Raw genomic sequence first — 17,762 nt, forward strand, 5'->3', positions numbered from 1 at the left:
CGGTGCAGAGCGTGGATGTCCACGCTGCTCCTCTCTGAGAGCATGAGCGTTGGGCCTCCCTGGAAGGCTGGTGAGTGGTCAGAGACCACCAGCATCCAGGGAGACCCGCCTCATGCGACGGAGCGACCCAGACTGGGGAATTTCGGTGAGCACAACTGGGGAAGTTCAGCGAGCGTCATCAACAGCCCCGCGAACCGGCCGTGTAGCGTGTGAGCCCACCGGAGTCTTCCGGTGTCGGGCTGCCTGGAGTGCAGGCACCGGGGATGAACCAGGGGAGTGAACATGATCGGCGGGGTGGCAGATCCGGCGGGCCGGGCACAGGAGGAGCTGCACCGCCTCTTCCCAGGAGAGAACGGTCTCGAGGAGGCAGTCGCGTGGGCGCGGGACGTGCTTGCCGAGGCAGGACTGGATCCGGCTGTCGCCCCATTGCGCTCCGTGCGCCTGTTGCGTCGCGCGAACCGCAGCCTCGGTCTGTTGACCGCGCGCTATCTCACCGACGCGGCCGCGGGGCGGAGGCAGAAGCGAGCCGCCCGCCCCGTGAATCCACATCTGGAGTGAGTGCCGCAGGATCGCGGGGGGTGTCCGGCCTCACCGCGCTCGCCCAACTCGTGCCTTCCGGGAAGCTGTGGTCCACGCCAGGAGATGGGGGAGTGCTGGGAGAGCCGGGATGGACGATGGGTCCGCCCGGTCGCCTGATCCGGCAGGCCCATCCATAACGAAGGGCCCCGAGGAGAAGATCCTCGGGGCCCTTCGTCATGGAGCTCAGTGATGCCGGAAGCGGCTCAGTGCTGTGTCTTCTCGGCCGGGGTGCGGTAGTCCCCGGCGGTGACCTCGTCGATGACGTGCTTCTCATGGCCCGCGTGCTCGAGCGCCGCGCGGAGCTCCGTGGGCGTGACCGGTGAGATCCGGTCCTTGAAGAAGAAGCTGGTGGCCTTCGCGCGGAGCGAGGAGACACCCTTGCCAGCCGTGAGCGGGCGGTAGTCGTCGTGCTGGACCAGCACCCAGCGATCGAACTCGTTGAGCGGCGTATGAATTTCGATCATGTCGCCGGTCTCGGTGCGTACGATCCGCGAGGACTCCTCGCCATGCAGCGCCTGCTCCCGCTTCTGACGCTGGATCGACAGGCACAGTCTCTTCGTGATGTAGAAGGACAGCACCGGCACCACGAAGAACGAGATGCGCAGAGCCCAGGTCAGGTCGTTGATCGACAGCTGGAGCGCGATCGCGATGAGGTCGTTGGTCGCGGCCAGGGCGAGGATCAGGTAGGTCATAATCCAGGCGACACCGATTCCGGTGCGGACCGGGGTGTTGTACGGCAGATCGTTGAGGTGGTGTTCGCGATCGTCGCCGGTCACCCACGCTTCGATGAACGGGTACAGGGCAAGCACGCCCAGCAGGGCCCCGTAGATGACCATCGGGATCAGGATGTTCCAGGAGAGCACGTAGCCGAAGATCGTCGACTCCCAGCCCGGAATGAGGCGCAATCCGCCGTCGGTCCAGAGCATGTACCAGTCAGGCTGCGAACCTGCCGAGACCGGCGAGGGATCGTACGGCCCGTAGTTCCACACACCGTTGATGGAGGTGGTCGCCGAGATGAACGTGATGACGCCGAAGACCAGGAAGAAGAATCCGCCTGCCTTCGCCGCGTAGACCGGGAACACGGGGAAGCCGACGACATTGCGCTCGGTGCGACCAGGCCCGGGGTACTGGGTGTGCTTGTGCAGCACCAGCAGCACCAGGTGGATCGCGATCAATCCAAGAATCATCGCGGGCACCAGCAGGATATGAATGGTGAACAGCCGCGGGATGACGGAAGTGCCCGGGAATTCGCCACCGAAGAGCAGCATCGACAGATACGTACCCACGACCGGGATGGCCTTCATCAGGCCGTCGATCACTCGCAGGCCGTTGCCGGAGAGCACGTCGTCGGGGAGGGAGTAGCCGGAGAAGCCCGCGACCATCCCGAGCACCATCAGCGAGAAGCCGACGAGCCAGTTCAGCTCACGCGGCTTGCGGAATGCGCCGGTGAAGAACACCCGGAACATGTGCACGAAGATCGCGACCATGAACACGAGCGCGGACCAGTGGTGCATCTGCCGGAACAGCAGACCGCCGGTGACCTCGAAGGAGATCTCGAGGGTGGATTCGAAGGCCCGGGACATCATGGCGCCCTGCAGCGCCTCGTACGGTCCGTTGTAGATGACCTCCTCCATGGAGGGGTCGAAGAACATCGTCAGGAACGTTCCCGAGATCAGCAGGATGACGAAGCTGTAGAGCGCCACCTCGCCGAACATGAACGACCAGTGGTCGGGGAAGATCTTGCGGGCCATGAACTTGACGAGGCCACCGCCGGCGACGCGCTGGTCGAGCCAGTCGCCGCCTACCGCGCCGAGCTTGTACACGCGCGAGGAGTTCTCTGCGTCGGAAGTCTGCTTCCGGGTACTGGGAGTCGTGGTCGTCACTAGATCACTTTTCCTTGTGGATGTTCCAGAAGCTGGGCCCGATCGGTTCGGTGAAGTCACCGGGGGCCACCAGGTAGCCCTCGTCGTCCACCTCGATCGGCAGCTGGGGAAGCGGACGGTGTGCCGGGCCGAAGATCACCTTTGCGCCGTCGGTGACGTCGAAGGTGGACTGGTGGCAGGGGCACAGCATGTGGTGGGTCTGCTGCTCGTAGAGAGCGACGGGGCAGCCCACATGGGTGCAGATCTTCGAGAACGCAAGGATGCCCTCGACGCCCATCGCCATGCTCTCCGGGTTCTTGCTGAGCGCTGGGTCGATGCGGACGAGCACAGCAGCAGCCTTCGCGCGCTCCTCCAGGAAGTGATCGGTCTCGTGGGTCAGGCCCTCGGGCATGACGTGGAAGATCGAGTTCATCGCGACGTCCGAGAGCTTGATCGGCGTGCCGTCGTGGTCTCGGGCCAGACGCTGTCCGCTGTTCTGACCCCAGAAGGTGTGGTGGAGCCTGCCGCCCGGCAGGGGGCCCAGGGTGGACAGCGGTGCGAGCACGGCGATCGGCAGCGCGGCCAGTGCGGCCACCATGGCGGTGACGATCACCGGGCGGCGTGCGACGCCGGACTCGGCGAGGCCGTCGGTGATGATGCCGGCGGCGATCTCGCGAGTCTCGTCGGAGCTGCGGATGTCGTGCCGCTCCTCGACCATCTCCTCGTCGGGCATGAGGGTCTTGGCCCAGTGCACGGCGGCTGCACCGATGAAGAACACCGCGATCGCGAAGCCCAGGCCGGTGGTGAGGTTCGACCACCAGAGTGCCTTCGGGGTGCCGTCCTCAGCGAAGAGGTTGATCCCCGTCGGGGTCACCAGGAAGTACGCCGCGATGAAGAGGACGGTGCCCACGACGCTGAGCACGAACATGCCAGCAACGAGTCGCTCGGCGCGCTTCTCCGCAGCTTTCGAGAGATCCGCCTGGCGGTGGACGTGAGGGGGCAGGCCCGGGTTCGGGAAGCCGCCACCCTCCTTGGGTGCGATGGCGCTGACGCCACGGGCAGGGGAGCTGCCGTCGAGATTGTTGTTCATGCTCGCATTCACTTGGCCTTCGCCCCCAGCCACACAGCGCAGCCCAGGAGCAGGGACAGGACAATGGTCCACACGTACAGACCCTCGGTCACCGGACCGAGCGAGCCCAGGGAGATACCGCCGGGGGAGCCGTTCTCTTCGAGGGTCTCGAGGTACGTGATGACGTCACGCTTGTCCGAGGGGGAGAGGTTGTTGTCGTTGAAGACCGGCATGTTCTGCGGGCCGGTCTCCATGGCTCCGTAGATGTGCCTGGGCTCCACGCCGGTCACCGGCGGGGCGTACTTGCCGCGGGTCAACGCACCACCGGCACCGGCGGCGTTGTGGCACATGGCGCAGTTGATGCGGAAGATCTCGCCACCCTTGGTGGCGTCGCCCTTGCTGGTGTCGAGCCATTCGTCGGCCGGGATCGCAGGACCGGGGCCCAGCGAAGCGACGTAGGCGGCCAGCTGGCTGGTCTGCTCGTCGTTCATCTGCGGGGGCTTGCGGGCGGCCTGCGCACCCGAGTGCTGCATCGGCATACGGCCGGTGCCCACCTGGAAGTCGACCGCGGCGGCGCCCACACCGATCAGCGACGGGCCGAGGGTGCTGCCCTCGGAGTCGATGAGGCCCTCTGCGTTGCGGCCGTGGCAGGTGGCGCAGTTGGCGAGGAAGAGCGCCTCGCCGGCGTCGATGTCGTCCTGCGTGTAGGCCTCGGCCTGGGCCGTCTGCGGCTGCAGGGCCGCGTACAGCCCGCCGGTCGCGACGAGCGCGAGCAGCAGGATCACGAGTAGCGCCATCGGGTGATGACGACGTGCGGCGAGAGCCTTCACGGTTCGGACCTCGATTCGTGGAGGGGACGGACTGAGCGGGGAGTACCAGGCGAGGAGGACGCCACGAGCGAAGGAGCTCGGGCGTCGCCGGGGATCAGAAGACCCTCCAGTTGAAGTCGACCGGGATGACGTGACCGGAGTTCCCGAGCGAGAGGATCGGATCGAGCATGTAGACGATGAAGAACAGCACGATCCACACCACGTCGACGAAGTGCCAGTAGTACGAGATGCAGATGGCCGAGACCTGCTCGTGCGCGGTGAAGTTCTCCGAGGCGTAGGCCCGCATGAGAACCATCAGGAAGGCGATGAGCCCGCCGATCACGTGGATGCCGTGGAATCCGGTGGAGAGGTAGAACACGGAGCTGAACGGCGAGGACGACATCGTCACGCCGTGGTGGACGAGCTCGGTGTACTCGTAGGCCTGGCCGGAGACGAAGATCGCACCGAGGATGAAGGTGAGCGTGTACCACTCGATCATTCCCCAGCCGGCGATGTTGAAGAGTGAGCCCTCACGGCGCTTGCGCGGGGTGAAGGTGGTTCCGTTCGGCCACCGGCCCTCAGCGATGTAGACACCGATCTGGCATGTCACCGAGCTGAAGACCAGGATCGAGGTGTTCAGCAGCGCGAAGCCGTGCGTGAAGTTCGACTGGCCGTCGGTGAAGGTATCCGGCGCCATGGATCGCAGCGTGAAGAACATGGCGAACAGGCCGCCGAAGAACATCAGCTCGCTGGCGAGCCAGACGAGGGTGCCGATCTGCGTCGGGTTCGGGCGGCCGACCGCTGGGGCGGCAGCGGGGGCGGAGCGCACAGGCAGGGTCGCAGTAGTCACGTCACCATTATGTCGTGTGGTCAGAATCGGTGTGCCAGTACACGACGAGCGGGCACAACGCGGGGCCTGCGCCCCGGGCGGACCGTGCCAGCATATCCCTCCTGACGCCGTGTCACGAACCGGGACACGCGACCGATCCGCGCAGGTGGACCGGCATGTGCGGGGACGTGACCGTTCTGTGATCCGCACCGTGATCAGGTCGACGATCAGGCTCGTGATGATGACATCATCAGCACATGAGCGAGAACACCCCCACCTGGTCCCAGATCACCGCACATCTGGTGCGTGGCGAGGAGCTCGACCGTGCCGCGGCGGTCTGGGCGATGGACGAGGTGATGTCGGGCAACTCGAGTCCCGTGCAGCTGGCCGGTTTCCTGGTCGCGCTGCAATCCAAGGGTGTCACCAGCGCAGAGCTCGAGGCGCTGGCCGATTCGATGATCGCGCATGCCCGCCCGGTCGATGCTCCGGCGCGGTCGATCGACATCGTCGGCACCGGTGGGGATCTGGCCCAGACCGTGAACATCTCGACCATGGCGTCGGTGGTGATCGCTGCGACAGGCCGCACCGTCGTCAAACATGGGAACCGGGCCTCCACCTCGAAGTCGGGTTCCGCGGATGTGCTCGAAGCGCTGGGCGTGCGCCTGGAACTGCCCGTGTCGATGGTTGAGGAGTTGGTGGGGCGGATCGGTATGACCTTCCTGTTCGCCCAGGTCTTCCACCCCTCGATGAAGTACGCGGCAGAGGCGCGCCGGGGACTCGGCATCCCCACCGTGATGAACATCCTGGGTCCGATCACGAACCCTGCGCGCCCGCGGGCGAGTGCAGTGGGAGTAGCGGACGCTCGGATCGCCCCCACCGTCGCCGGGGTCTTCGCCGCTCGGAATACGAGTGCGCTGGTCTTCCGCGGGCAAGACGGGCTGGACGAGCTGTCGGTCACAGCACCGTCGGATGTCTGGGAGGTGCGCGGCGGCGAGGTGCGCGAGCATGTGCTGGACCCCGCGGAGCTGCTGTCGGTCCCTCGCAGCGGCCACGACGCCCTGCGGGGAGGGACGGCCGAGGAGAACGCTCAGGTGGCACGGGACCTCTACGCCGGCGAGCGCAGTGGGCGGATGGGCCCCATCCGCGACGCCGTCCTGCTGAACGCCGCAGCCGGCGTGCTCGCCTTCGACGGCATCGATCAGCCGGCATCGGAAGGATTCGAAGCGCGCTTCACCGCCGCCTTCGACGAGGTCGGGCGCACCCTCGACTCGGGTCGTCCGGCAGAGCTCATCCTCCGCTGGGCGGCAGCCTCCCAGGAAGCGGCCGAGGGCCAGAGCTGAGCTCCGGCATCGCAGCCACGTGTGGATGCCGGGCGTGGGTGCCGGGCCCGCTCGGCCCGAGCCGGAGCGATCAGCCGCTGATGCCCAGGTCGAAGGCGGCGTCCAGATCGCGCTTCGAGTAGGTCTTGAATGCGATGTTGGTGGTGGTGTCGAGCACGCCGTCCACCTTGCTCAGGGAATCGGCGATCACGGTCGCGAGCTCCTCGTGCGCACGGACCCTCGCCACGGCGATCAGATCCACGTCACCGGTGACCGAATAGACCTGCTCGATCCCCGGGATGTCGACGACCGCCTCGGCGACCTCGGGGATCCGGCTGGGCTCGACGACGATCGAGACGATGGCTGTGATCATTGCTACTCCTTCGATGGGGCGCCGAGTGCGCCAGGGTGCTTTCCCCCGAGCCTATGCCGCTGGACCCTCGCCGGTCCGCGAGAAGCGCCGGGCGAGATGCTCCTGGTCGAAACGCGCACGAGCAGGGACCTGCCATGCCCCGTCGGTCAGCACCGTGCGCACCCCTTCCCCCTCCAGCCAGCCCAGCATGATCTCGGCCTCCTGGTGGTAGCCCTGGCACAGCGGTGCGGCCAGCTCCGCCTCACCGATCCCGGTGAGTGCGAGTGACCGCGCGAAGGGCAGGGGATCCTTGTGCGCCGGTACGAGAGTGGTCCCCGAGAAGCGTCCGTGCCGCACGGCGAGCAGCTCCCAGCCTCGCCCGCCGATCACAGCTTCTGCACTCGGCCGTGCGCAGATCAGCAGCGGAACGGTTGCGAGGGCGCGCAGGCGGGAGGCGCGGTGAGCTGCTGCGAGATAGGTGAGAGCAAGCCTGCGCAGCTTCTCCGCGTCCTCGTACCGTGAGGATTCGACGTGAGCACGCAGCCGCGCCGCGACGTGATCGAGCACCTCTCGGGGATCATCCAGCATGGCGCGCCGGAGCCGCTCATGGTGGCCAGGGTCTGGGGCGGGAACGCCCCGTGCACCTGTTTCGAGGGCGGCGCCGCGCCCTTGAATCGCGTCGGTGAGCAGCCCACGCAGCGGCTCGATGTCATGCCGAGAGGTCAGCGGTCCGATCTGGGCAGAGCCGTCCTCCTCGGTCCTGGCCAGTCGCGCCCCGCGCAGACCTTCCGTATCAGCTCCGAGACGCAGCCAGTGCGCCTTCTCCGGGGTGAGGCCGTGGCGATTGGACGGCGGCTTCTCCTGCGCGATGATCCGCAGCTCGCGCACTCTTGCCTCGGTGGGCGTGGCGCACTCGATCACTCCGATCGATTCTGCGCGAGGGAGCATGTCGAGCACCTTGCGACGGGTTTCCGCGGCGGTGAAGTAGGTGCGCACCCGCGATCGCAGGTTCCGCGAGGTCCCGACGTAGAGCACTGCCCCCTGGGCGTCGAGGAAGCGGTAGACCCCGGGGACTCTGGGGATCGCCGAGGCGAGGTGCTTCTTGCGCAGCTGGGCCGGGCTCACCCGGCGGTGGGCGGAGCTGAGGTCCTCGAGAGTGGTCGCGGCTGGGCCGAGCCGTTCGATGATCGCGTGGAGGACGTCGACGGTGGCGCGGGCATCGGACAGTGCTCGATGGTCCGGGGTGATGCTCGCCCCGACGTGGGCGGCGAGCGTCGAGAGCTTGTGGTTGCGCACCTCGTCCCGTCGGAACACGGTGCGGGCGAGGGTGAGGGTGTCGAGGACCTGCGGCCGCGGCCAGCTGATCTCGCAGGCCGCTGCTTGAGCGCTGAGGAATCCGATGTCGAAGCGGGCGTTGTGCGCCACCAGCGCGGCACCGCCGACGAAGTCCAGGAACATCGGCAGAGCGATGCGGATCGACGGCGCGCCCGAGACGGAGGCATCTGTGATCCCGGTGAGGGAGGCGATGAAGGCAGGGATCGGCCGTTCGGGATCCACGAAGGTGCGGAATTCTCCGAGCACCTCCCCGCCTCGGACCTTCACGGCTCCGATCTCTGTGATCGCGTCGCTCGTGGCATCGGTGCCCGTGGTCTCGAGGTCGACGACCACGAGGGTGGCCTCTGCCAGTGGGGTACCGAGATCATCGAAGCTCAACTGGCCGCGTGAAGACATGGTCGAAGGGTATGACGCGGCCCCGACAGCCGGGCAGCTGCTGCAGATGCGCAGCGTCACCCGCCCATCGGGGCCGTGAGAGATTCGGAAGCGCTCGCGCCCCCTCGAGGATCAGCCCGTCGGCTTCGATCCCGAGTAGATCCTGTCGATGATCTCCTCGAGATCCTTGACGACGACGTTGCGCTTGAGCTTCAGCGACGGGGTGAGGTAGCCGTTCTCCTCGGTGAAGTCCGAATCGATCACCTCGAAGGCGCGGATCGACTCAGCTCGTGAGACGGAGCTGTTCGCACGGTCCACGACGGTCTGGAGCTCGGCCCGGACGCGCTCGTCCTGTGCGGCCTGAGCAACGCTCATGTCGGGGAGTCCGTTGTTCTTCAGCCAGGTGCTGAGCATCTCGGCGTCCAGCGTGAGGATCGCGGCGACGAACGGCTTCTGATCGCCGATCACCACGCACTGGCTGACGAGGGGATGGGAGCGCAGCTGGTCCTCGAGCTGGGCAGGGGAGATGTTCTTCCCACCTGCCGTGACGATGACCTCCTTGGAGCGACCCGTGATGGTGAGGTTGCCGTGCTCGTCGAGCGTGCCGAGGTCCCCGGTATGGAACCAGCCATCCTGCAGCGACTCGGCGGTGGCCTCGGGGTTGTTGTGGTACCCCTTGAAGATCATCACGCCCTTGACCAGGATCTCGCCGCTCTCATCGATCGCGACGGTCGCGCCGGGCAGCGGCGGGCCGACGGTGCCGGGGCGTACATCCCAGGGCAGGTTCACGCTGATCGGCGCAGTGGACTCGGTGAGACCGTAGCCCTCGAGGATCGTCACGCCGATGCCGCGGAAGAAGTGGGACAGCCGCGCTCCCAGCGGAGCGCCGCCCGAGACGGCCCACGAGACATGACCGCCCATCGCCAGGCGCAGCTTGCCGTACACCAGCTTGTCGAACAGGGCGTGCTTGGCCTTCAGGGTGAAGGGCACCTTGCCCGCCGAGAGCGCCTTGGAATAGGCGATGGCGGTTTCTGAGGCGGCGGTGAAGATCTTGCCCTTGCCACCGGTGATCGCCTTCGCCTCCGCGCCATTGTAGACCTTCTCGAACACGCGCGGCACGGCCAGCAGGAACGTCGGCTTGAAGGCGGCCAGATCCGGCAGCAGGTTCTTCGTGTCCGCGGTGAAGGCGGTGGTGACCGGCTGGGCGACCGCGAGCACCGAGATCAGGCGCGCGAAGACGTGCGCCATCGGCAGGAACATCAGCAGCTTGGATCCGGGAGGCAGCACCTCTTTGCCGAGCAGGTTTATGGCGCTGCGCGTGGTGTCCACGAAGTTCGCGTGGGTGAGCTCCGCACCCTTGGGGCGACCAGTGGTCCCCGAGGTGTAGATGATGGTCGCGATGTCGTCCATCCTGCGCGACGTGCGACGGGCTTCGAGGTCCTCGTCGCTCACGTTGGTGCCTCGGGCCTTCAGCTCCTCCAGGATGCCGTCATCGAGCACCCCGATGTTCGCGAGCTGGGGGAGATCTCCCCGCACTGACTCCACGTCCTCCTTGTGGCGGGTGGATTCGACGACGACGAAAGTTGCCGCGGAGTCCGAGGCGATCCACTGGATCTGGCTGGGGGAGGAGGTCTCGTAGATCGGGATGCTGACGCCGCCGGTCCACCAGATCGCCCAGTCCAGGAGTGCCCATTCGTACCGGGTGCGGGAGAGGATCGCGACGGCGTCGCCCGTGGCGATGCCGGAGGCGATCAGCCCCTTGGCGATGAGCTTCACCTCGGCGATGAAATCTGCGGTGCTCACCGGAGAGTAGGTGCCGTCGTCCTGGACGAGTTCGTAGATCGGCACAGAAGGGTTCGAGCGGAACCTGCCGAGCAGCAGATCCGTCGAGTTCTCTTCGGGGCGGCTCTCATGCTGCGGTGGGGAGGTGAACTGCTTCATCGAATCTCCTTTGATCCGGCCAGTGGCGTGCAGCCGGCGTACCGGACGCTTGTACGGAAGCGCTGGTGGGGTCGATACGATTCTACGGCAGGAGACGCTTACGATGGGCCACGACAGGCAGGTGGGACATGGACACGGGTGGTCCCGTGACGGCCACCGCCAACGGCACAGCGCAAGCGGACAGGAGCGGCATGCTCTCCATCGGAGTGGATATCGGCGGGACCAAGATCGCGGCGGGGGTGGTCGACGAGGACGGCGAGATCATCGCCGCCACCACACGCAGCACTCCGGCCACAGACGCTGCGCTGATCGAGGCGGCAGTGGCGGACGCGGTGGCCGAGCTGCGCGCCCAGCACGACGTCGTCGGGGTGGGCGTCGGCGCCGCCGGATTCGTGGGGGCGGACCGACGCACCGTGAACTTCGCCGCGAATCTTGCCTGGCGTCAGCATCCGCTGGCGGACGAGCTCGAGCGGCTCACCGGACTGCCGGTGGTCATCGAGAACGACGCGAACGCCGCGGGCTGGGCCGAGTATCGCTTCGGGGCCGCGACCGAGGCGAAGCACATGCTGATGGTCACCGTGGGCACCGGACTGGGCGGCGCGCTCGTGATGGATGGCCATCTCGTGCGCGGGACCGCAGGGTTCGCGGGGGAGGTCGCTCACATGACCGCCGTGCCCGACGGCCAGTGGTGCGGGTGCGGCCGGCGCGGATGCCTGGAGCAGTACACCGCGGGCACCGCCATGGTGCGCACCGCGAAGCGTCGCGCCTCCGCCGGGGACCCGCTGCTGGGACCCCTGGTACAGGCCGCCGGCGGGGTGCGGAAGGACATCGACGGACCCATGATCACTCGGCTCGCCCAGCAGGGTGATCCCGGCGCTCAGGAGCTGATCGCCGAGATCGGGACCTGGCTCGGGACCGGGGTGGCCTCGATCGCGGCCCTGCTCGATCCTGAGATCGTGGTCGTCGGCGGCGGCGTCGCGGCCGCCGGGGATCTGCTCCTCGACCCCGCACGCGGGGCCTATTCCAAGAACCTCACCGCACGGGCGCATCGGCCGCTGGCCCCGTTCGTGGTCGCGAGCATGGGCAACCGGGCCGGGATCGTGGGCGCCGCGGATCTCGCTCGCGCCTGAGGCGTCGGTCGCTCACAGCACGTCGATCAGGCTCTATTGGTCTGTCTGGTCTCCTGCCGTTCGCGAGCTCACAGCACGTCGATCAGGCTCTATGGGTCTGTCTGGTCTCCTGCCGTTCGCGAGCTCACAGCACGTCGATCAGACCTCAGCCCCGTCGTGGGGGTCGTCGCGGTGCTCTCGGGGCGCGCGCAGCAGCAGGGAGACCAGCCCGCCCAGTGCGGCGAGCCCGCCGATCCAGCCCAGGAAGCTGGGCAGGGAGGGTGTCACCGTGGTGACCAGCATCAGCACGAACCCGCCCAGCATCGCGGTCCAGGACCACAGCGCTGCCTCTGACGGCGTCGGAAGATCAGGATCCGGGGGCTCGAAGTCCCCATAGATGACCTCGTCGTCATCCAGCTCCCGCGGGCCGGCGGCGCCTCGGAGTCCGGCGGTGGGGTCGCCGAGCCCGGCTGCGGGATGCTGCGCCCGGGACCTGGCGATCGATTCCGGGCTGGGCGGCTCCGCAGGCGAGTCAGCGCTGAAGGACCACAGGGAGTCGCCCTCCTGCGGGTCCGGCGGCGTCTCGTCCTCGGTGTCGCGGTGGGCGGCGGCAGCAGGTTCGCGCGGAGCGTCACCCGGTCGCAGCACCAGGCCTTCGCCCTCGAGCATCCTGGCGAACTCGGCGTCCACGTCCCGGGGGTCGCGGGCCTTGCCGGAATCGGGGGTCATCCTCCACCTCCCGAGCCTGCGACCTGCTGGTCCAGGAAGCGTGCGGAGGTCTCGAACAGCAGCTCCGCGTCGTGATCCAGTGGTGCCAGGTGATAGCTGCGCGGCAGCGCGAGACGCTCCACGGGCCCGCGCACCCCGGCCGCGACGATGTCGCTGTCCGTGGGCGGGACGGTGTGGTCCACGCTCGAGGTGGCCAGCAGCAGCGGCACCTCCACCGCACCCAGCTGCTGGCGGGTGCGGCGGAAGAACCGTCGCAGCTGCGCGACCGCGCGCAGGGGCATCTTCCCGTACGCCTCCTCGACTGCGCCGGGAAGGGCGATATCGGAGCCGATGCCCGGCAACGTCCGTACCACCGGCGCGATCAGCTCTGCGAAGTTCGCCGCCGGCGGCAGCGTCATCCCGGGGTTGACCGCCACGACGGCCGCGATGCGTCCTCGCAGCTGTGGGTCGGCCGCGAGTGCGAGAGCGAGGGCGCCTCCCATCGACAGGCCGCCGACAGCGATCGGGCCCTGCTCCTGGGAGAGGTCCAGCGCCGCATCACGCACGCATCCGTACCAGTCCTGCCAGCGCGTCTCGGCGAGCTCCCGCTCGGTGCGGGCATGCCCGGGCAGCAGCGGCAGCTCGACCGCCCAGCCCCGTTCGGCATGGTCCTCGGCCCAGGGCCGCATGGACTGGGGGGAACCGGTGAATCCGTGGCACAGGAGCAGACCGCCACGCGAGTTAGAGTGAGCCCGCACGCTCCAGGGGCGGGACAGTTCGCTGAACGCCATGGGTACATCGTCGCATCCAGATCCACCAGTTCAGTCCGTTCGCCGTTCGTCGGAGCACCGATCCAGGAGTACACCAGTGCTGTACGAGATTGCCAAGCCCTTCGTGATGGGGGTGGTGCGGGTGCTGTGGAACCCGACCATCAGCGGCATCGAGAACATCCCGGACCAGGGGCCGGTGATCCTGGCATCCAATCACCAGGCCTATTCGGACACCGTCTTCCTGCCCGGCCAGGTGCGGCGCAGTGTTCACTTCCTGGGCAAATCAGATATCTTCTCCGGCGGCTCCCCGGTGAACCGTCTGGTGGCAGCAGTCATGCGAGGGCTGCACGTGATGCCCGTGGACCGCAGCGGTGGCAGCGCCTCGAAGGCAGCGATCGAAGCCGGTCTGGCGGTGCTCGAACGCGGCGAGGTGCTCGGGATCTATCCCGAGGGGACCCGCAGCCCGGACGGTCGGCTCTACCGGGGCAAGACCGGAGTGGCTCGTCTCGCGCTGGTCACCGGAGCGCCCATCATCCCGGTCGCGATGAGGGGCGCCTTCGAAGCGCAACGCGGACGGAAGATCTTCCCGCACCGCCGCCCCCGGATCCATGCCATCGTCGGCGAGCCCGTGGACGTGCAGACGATCACGGCCGCGCTCCAGGGAGTGGAGGAGGCGAAAGTTCTGCGAGCCGTGACCGACGCGGTGATGGATCGCATCCACGCCCTCTCCGACCAGCAACGATCCGGGGAGTACGCGAACGTCGTGAAGCAGCGGATGCGCGCCGCTGCGGGCGGTTCCCCGGCAGCAGCGGAGTCCGACGCCGCAGTGTGACGCCGCAGTGTGAGGACCGGCTGGTGGGATCCGCGCACCGCTGGAGCGGGGACTGGATACCCTGTGCAGGTGACTCAATTCAGCCCCGATGCCCCTGCCCGCGCGCATGCGTTCTCCCTGTCCTCGGCTGACGACGGCCTGGCAGCACTCGGCGCCTGGCGCGAGTATCCGCGGGTGCAGCAGCCGGTGTGGCCCGACGACGCCGCACGCGCAACTGTGTTCGACGATCTGCGGTCCGCTCCGCCCCTGGTCTTCGCCGGAGAGGTCGATGTGTTGCGCGACCGGATCGCTGCTGCCGCACGGGGAGAGGCGTTCCTGCTCGCCGGTGGCGACTGCGCGGAGACCTTCGCCGATTCCACCGCGGATCGCATCCGCAACAAGATCCGCACCATCCTGCAGATGGCCGCGGTGCTCACCTACGGCGCCTCGGTGCCGGTGGTGAAGATGGGTCGGATGGCGGGGCAGTTCGCCAAGCCGCGATCCGCTGACGAGGAGACGCGTGACGGCGTGACCCTGCCGACCTATCGCGGGGACGCTGTCAACGAGTTCGCCTTCACCCCCGAGTCACGGATCCCGGATCCGAAGCGGCTGTGGAAGACCTACACCACGAGCGCTGCGACCCTGAACCTGCTGCGTGCCTTCACCGGCGGCGGCTTCGCCGACCTGCGTGAGGTGCACTCCTGGAACCGCGGCTTCACCTCCGGTGCCGGCTACGACCGCTACGAGGAGCTGGCTGGGCAGATCGACAAGGCCGTGCGCTTCATGGATGCCATCGGAGCGGATTTCGATGCGCTCAAGGTGGTGGAGTTCTATGCCTCGCACGAGGCGCTGCTGCTCGACTACGAGGAGGCGCTGTCGAGGATTGACTCCCGCACCGGGGAGATCTACGGCTGCTCCGGTCACTTCCTCTGGATCGGTGAGCGGACCCGCCAGCTCGACGGGGCACACGTGGACTTCATGGCCCGACTGCGCAACCCGATCGGCGTGAAGCTGGGTCCCGACGCATCCGTCGACGATGCGCTGCGGCTGATCGACAAGCTCGATCCGGAGCGCGAGCCGGGGCGACTGACCTTCATCACCCGGATGGGCGCGGGGAAGATCCGTGATCGTCTGCCGGCACTGGTCGAAGGGGTGCGTGACTCCGGCGCCCAGGTGGCCTGGGTGACAGATCCGATGCACGGGAACACCATCACCTCGTCCAACGGCTACAAGACTCGGCGCTTCGAGGACATCCTCGACGAGGTCGTCGGCTTCTTCGAAGTCCATCAGGGGCTCGGCACCATCCCCGCCGGCCTGCACATGGAGCTCACGGGCGACGATGTCACCGAGGTGCTCGGCGGCGCGGGCTCGATCGACGAGGAGGGGCTGACGCGCCGCTACGAGACCCTCGTGGACCCGCGTCTGAACCATCAGCAGTCCCTCGAGCTCGCCTTCCTGGTCTCGGAGATGCTCTCCCGCCGCTGAACCGGCTTCTGATCACGCAACGCCGGTGCCCTCCCAGGCTGGGAGGGCACCGGCGTCGTCGTTCTCTGCACCAAAGGCAGTGAGAGGGGTCAGCGAGCAAAATCAGGCAGCAGGTTCAGAAGACCTGCAGCAGGATCAGAAGACCTTCAGAGTGATGGTCGAGCCCTTCTCCAGCTCGCCGCCTGCAGCGGCTGACTGCTCGTAGACGAGTCCGAACACCGGATCGCCCTTGTCATGGACCACGTTCACCGCGAATCCGGCCGCCTCGAGCGTCGCCTTCGCATCGGCCTCCGGCTGGCGGAAGACGTCCGGGACCATCACCATCTCCGGACCCAGCGAGGTGACGAGATGGATGGTGTCTCCGAGGAACCGGGTCCCGGAGGCCGGGGACTGGGAGATGACGGCACCCTTCGGCACGCTCCCGGAATGCGCCTGTGCAGTGGTCACCTTGAAGCCGGCCGCTTCGAGCGCGGCGCGGGCGACGCCGGCGCTGTTGCCGGTCTGATCTGGGACCGCGATCGGCTGGCGTCCCTGGGAGAGGACCACGTGCACCTCGCCGCCGACGGGCAGCGCATCTGCGGTGGCCGACTGCGAGATGATCTCGCCCTCCGCGACCGTCTCGGAGAACTCCGGATCGTCCTCCACGAGCACCAGGCCGAGGTCCTCGACCTGGGCGCGGGCGCTCTCGAGGTCGCTGCCCACGACCTGAGGGACGGGGAAGGTCTCCTCACCCTTGGAGACCACCACCTCCACATTCGTCCCCTTCTTCACGGTGGTCCCGGTCGAAGGCGAGGCGGAGATGACGTGACCGGCCGGGATGGTGTCGTCGAAGCGCTCCTCGGTGTGAACCGCAAGATCTGCAGCAGTCAGCGCGGACTCGGCATCTCCGAGCGTGGCGCCGGTGATCAGGGGGATGGTGCGGTCCGCGCCGGGCCCGGTGTTCAGGTACCAGTCGCCTCCGCCCCACGCCCCCATGCCCATGACGGCGATCAGGCTCAGGACAGCCACCAGTCGCATCAATCGGGAGCGCCGACGGGCTCCTCTGGGGAGATGTCGTCCCCGAGGGGTGCGCGGTGCTCGCATCGTCACCACGCGCGGAGTCTCGTCACCCTCTTCGGGCTCCCCGACGGGTCCCGCCTCCGCGCCAGCGCCCGAGACTGCGTCAGTGCTCGAGCCTGCAGCGATGGGGGAGGCGGACACAGTGGTGGAAGCCGAGATGGTCGCGGAAGCCGACACTGCGGGCGATTCTGCAGCATCGTCGGCAGGGCCTGCGTCGTCCTCCCCCGGGGCGAGCAGCGCTGCGGGGAATGCCCGTGGACCATGTCCCAGCTCGGAGGCGACCTCGTCGAGGGAGGTGGTCAACCGCGGCACATCGGAGGTGTCTGTGTCGCCGAGCGGTTCCGGCCTGGTCTCCAGCACCGCGGAGGGGAGCGTGGTCGACAGCTCCCGCACTGCCCGGAGCAGGTCCGACGCGGACGCCGGTCGCTGCTCCACCGGGCGCGCTGCTGCCCAGGTCACCAGCGAATCCAGCTCGCGGGGGATCCCCGAGACCAGCGTGGACGGTGCCGGGATGTCCTCGTGGACGTGCTGGAAGGCAACGTGGACCGGCTGCTCGCCGAGGAACGGCTGGCGCCCGGTCAACATCTCGAACAGCACCACCCCGAGGGAGTAGAGATCGCTGCGCTCATCCGCGTGCCCCCGGGTCACCACTTCAGGACTGATGTAGGCCACGGTGCCCAGCAGGGTGGCGCTCGCGGAGGAGTTGTTCGAGCCGATGGCCCGGGCGAGCCCGAAATCTGCGACCTTCACCAGCTCGCTGCGGTCGATGAGGATGTTCTCGGGCTTGATATCCCGATGGACGATGCCCGCCTCGTGCGCGGCGACCAGCGCCTCGAGCACCTGGGCGGTGATGGCGAGGCTCTCGTGGATCGTGAGCCGCTCCTGGTCGACGATGCGCGCTCGCAGCGTCTCGCCCTCCACCAGCTCCATCGCCAGGTAGATGCGGTCCTCGTCCTCGCCCTGGTCGAAGACGCCCACGACATTGCGGTGGGCGAGACGGGCCGCTGAGCGTGCCTCCCGGCCGAAGCGGCGCCGGAAATCCTCGTCCATCGCGAGGTGGGGGTGCATGATCTTCAGAGCCACGACACGGTCCAGACGCTGATCATGCCCGCGATGCACCGTCGCCATTCCGCCGCGCGCGATCGGCTCCTCGACCCGATAGCGGTCGTCGAGGAGCAGGCTGATGCCGGGGGAAGTCGACGTTGCCGAGCTCACGGAGCCAATCTAGGTCCGCAACGCTGCTGGAACCGGGACCGACACACGCACGAGACCGGTGGTGGTGTGATGCACGACCGGGAGCGTCGGCGGCCGCAGGGATGCGCGTGCGGTCCGTGCGTGGCACCCTGGGGG

The 17,762-nt window shown here is 67.7% G+C and carries 15 protein-coding genes; 5 read left to right on the forward strand and 10 right to left on the reverse strand.

Features of this window, described 5'->3' with window-relative positions; genetic code table 11:
- Nucleotides 1-282: 282 nt before the first annotated feature.
- Nucleotides 283-558 (forward strand): hypothetical protein, encoded by a 276-nt coding sequence (locus ACT3SQ_RS13380; RefSeq protein ID WP_444601202.1) that lies wholly within the window; start codon nucleotides 283-285, stop codon nucleotides 556-558.
- A gap of 224 nt (nucleotides 559-782) precedes the next feature.
- Here ACT3SQ_RS13380 and qcrB read toward each other — a convergent pair whose 3' ends face one another.
- From qcrB to ctaE, 4 genes are all read right to left on the reverse strand, one after another.
- Nucleotides 783-2,462, reverse strand: coding sequence for a cytochrome bc1 complex cytochrome b subunit (qcrB, locus tag ACT3SQ_RS13385; RefSeq protein WP_441445411.1), 1,680 nt, complete (start codon nucleotides 2,460-2,462; stop codon nucleotides 783-785).
- 4 nt (nucleotides 2,463-2,466) lie between these two features.
- On the reverse strand, nucleotides 2,467-3,531 hold the full coding sequence (qcrA, locus tag ACT3SQ_RS13390; protein ID WP_441445412.1) for a cytochrome bc1 complex Rieske iron-sulfur subunit: 1,065 nt from the start codon (nucleotides 3,529-3,531) through the stop codon (nucleotides 2,467-2,469).
- Nucleotides 3,532-3,539: 8 nt separating this feature from the next.
- Nucleotides 3,540-4,340 (reverse strand): cytochrome bc1 complex diheme cytochrome c subunit, encoded by an 801-nt coding sequence (gene qcrC, locus ACT3SQ_RS13395; RefSeq protein ID WP_442332231.1) that lies wholly within the window; start codon nucleotides 4,338-4,340, stop codon nucleotides 3,540-3,542.
- Between the two features lie 94 nt (nucleotides 4,341-4,434).
- Nucleotides 4,435-5,169 (reverse strand): aa3-type cytochrome oxidase subunit III, encoded by a 735-nt coding sequence (gene ctaE, locus ACT3SQ_RS13400; protein ID WP_441445414.1) that lies wholly within the window; start codon nucleotides 5,167-5,169, stop codon nucleotides 4,435-4,437.
- A gap of 236 nt (nucleotides 5,170-5,405) precedes the next feature.
- Here ctaE and trpD point away from each other — a divergent pair, with 236 nt between their 5' ends.
- Nucleotides 5,406-6,488: an anthranilate phosphoribosyltransferase gene (gene trpD, locus ACT3SQ_RS13405; RefSeq protein WP_441445415.1), complete on the forward strand. Its 1,083-nt coding sequence runs from the start codon at nucleotides 5,406-5,408 to the stop codon at nucleotides 6,486-6,488.
- A 70-nt stretch (nucleotides 6,489-6,558) separates the two neighbouring features.
- Here the strand turns inward: trpD and ACT3SQ_RS13410 are convergent, their stop codons facing one another.
- From ACT3SQ_RS13410 to ACT3SQ_RS13420, 3 genes are all read right to left on the reverse strand, one after another.
- Nucleotides 6,559-6,840, reverse strand: a complete 282-nt coding sequence (locus tag ACT3SQ_RS13410; protein ID WP_441445416.1) for an Lrp/AsnC family transcriptional regulator — start codon at nucleotides 6,838-6,840, stop codon at nucleotides 6,559-6,561.
- 51 nt (nucleotides 6,841-6,891) lie between these two features.
- Nucleotides 6,892-8,550 carry a DEDD exonuclease domain-containing protein gene (locus ACT3SQ_RS13415; protein ID WP_441445417.1) on the reverse strand — a complete coding sequence of 553 codons (1,659 nt, stop codon included), beginning with the start codon at nucleotides 8,548-8,550 and terminating at the stop codon, nucleotides 6,892-6,894.
- 111 nt (nucleotides 8,551-8,661) lie between these two features.
- Complete coding sequence (locus ACT3SQ_RS13420) at nucleotides 8,662-10,470, reverse strand: AMP-dependent synthetase/ligase (protein ID WP_441445418.1); 1,809 nt, start codon at nucleotides 10,468-10,470, stop codon at nucleotides 8,662-8,664.
- A gap of 191 nt (nucleotides 10,471-10,661) precedes the next feature.
- Here ACT3SQ_RS13420 and ACT3SQ_RS13425 point away from each other — a divergent pair, with 191 nt between their 5' ends.
- On the forward strand, nucleotides 10,662-11,600 hold the full coding sequence (locus ACT3SQ_RS13425; protein ID WP_441445419.1) for an ROK family glucokinase: 939 nt from the start codon (nucleotides 10,662-10,664) through the stop codon (nucleotides 11,598-11,600).
- A 138-nt stretch (nucleotides 11,601-11,738) separates the two neighbouring features.
- Here the strand turns inward: ACT3SQ_RS13425 and ACT3SQ_RS13430 are convergent, their stop codons facing one another.
- Nucleotides 11,739-12,308 carry a hypothetical protein gene (locus tag ACT3SQ_RS13430; protein ID WP_441445420.1) on the reverse strand — a complete coding sequence of 190 codons (570 nt, stop codon included), beginning with the start codon at nucleotides 12,306-12,308 and terminating at the stop codon, nucleotides 11,739-11,741.
- On the reverse strand, nucleotides 12,305-13,078 hold the full coding sequence (locus tag ACT3SQ_RS13435; RefSeq protein WP_441445421.1) for an alpha/beta hydrolase: 774 nt from the start codon (nucleotides 13,076-13,078) through the stop codon (nucleotides 12,305-12,307). The genes ACT3SQ_RS13430 and ACT3SQ_RS13435 overlap by 4 nt, the downstream gene beginning before the upstream one ends.
- Nucleotides 13,079-13,154: 76 nt before the next feature.
- Here ACT3SQ_RS13435 and ACT3SQ_RS13440 point away from each other — a divergent pair, with 76 nt between their 5' ends.
- Both ACT3SQ_RS13440 and ACT3SQ_RS13445 read left to right on the forward strand, forming a co-directional pair.
- Nucleotides 13,155-13,889: a lysophospholipid acyltransferase family protein gene (locus tag ACT3SQ_RS13440; RefSeq protein ID WP_441445422.1), complete on the forward strand. Its 735-nt coding sequence runs from the start codon at nucleotides 13,155-13,157 to the stop codon at nucleotides 13,887-13,889.
- A gap of 69 nt (nucleotides 13,890-13,958) precedes the next feature.
- Entirely contained in the window at nucleotides 13,959-15,353 is a 1,395-nt protein-coding gene (locus tag ACT3SQ_RS13445) for a class II 3-deoxy-7-phosphoheptulonate synthase (RefSeq protein ID WP_441445423.1), read from the forward strand.
- 135 nt (nucleotides 15,354-15,488) lie between these two features.
- On the opposite strand, the gene pknB is transcribed toward ACT3SQ_RS13445, so the two are convergent.
- The gene (pknB, locus tag ACT3SQ_RS13450) at nucleotides 15,489-17,627 is read right to left on the reverse strand and encodes a Stk1 family PASTA domain-containing Ser/Thr kinase (RefSeq protein ID WP_441445424.1); all 2,139 of its coding nucleotides are present in this window, start codon (nucleotides 17,625-17,627) and stop codon (nucleotides 15,489-15,491) included.
- Between the last annotated feature and the right edge of the window lie 135 nt (nucleotides 17,628-17,762).

The organism is Brachybacterium sp. AOP42-C2-15, assembly GCF_052377065.1.
Taxonomy (GTDB): Bacteria; Actinomycetota; Actinomycetes; order Actinomycetales; family Dermabacteraceae; genus Brachybacterium.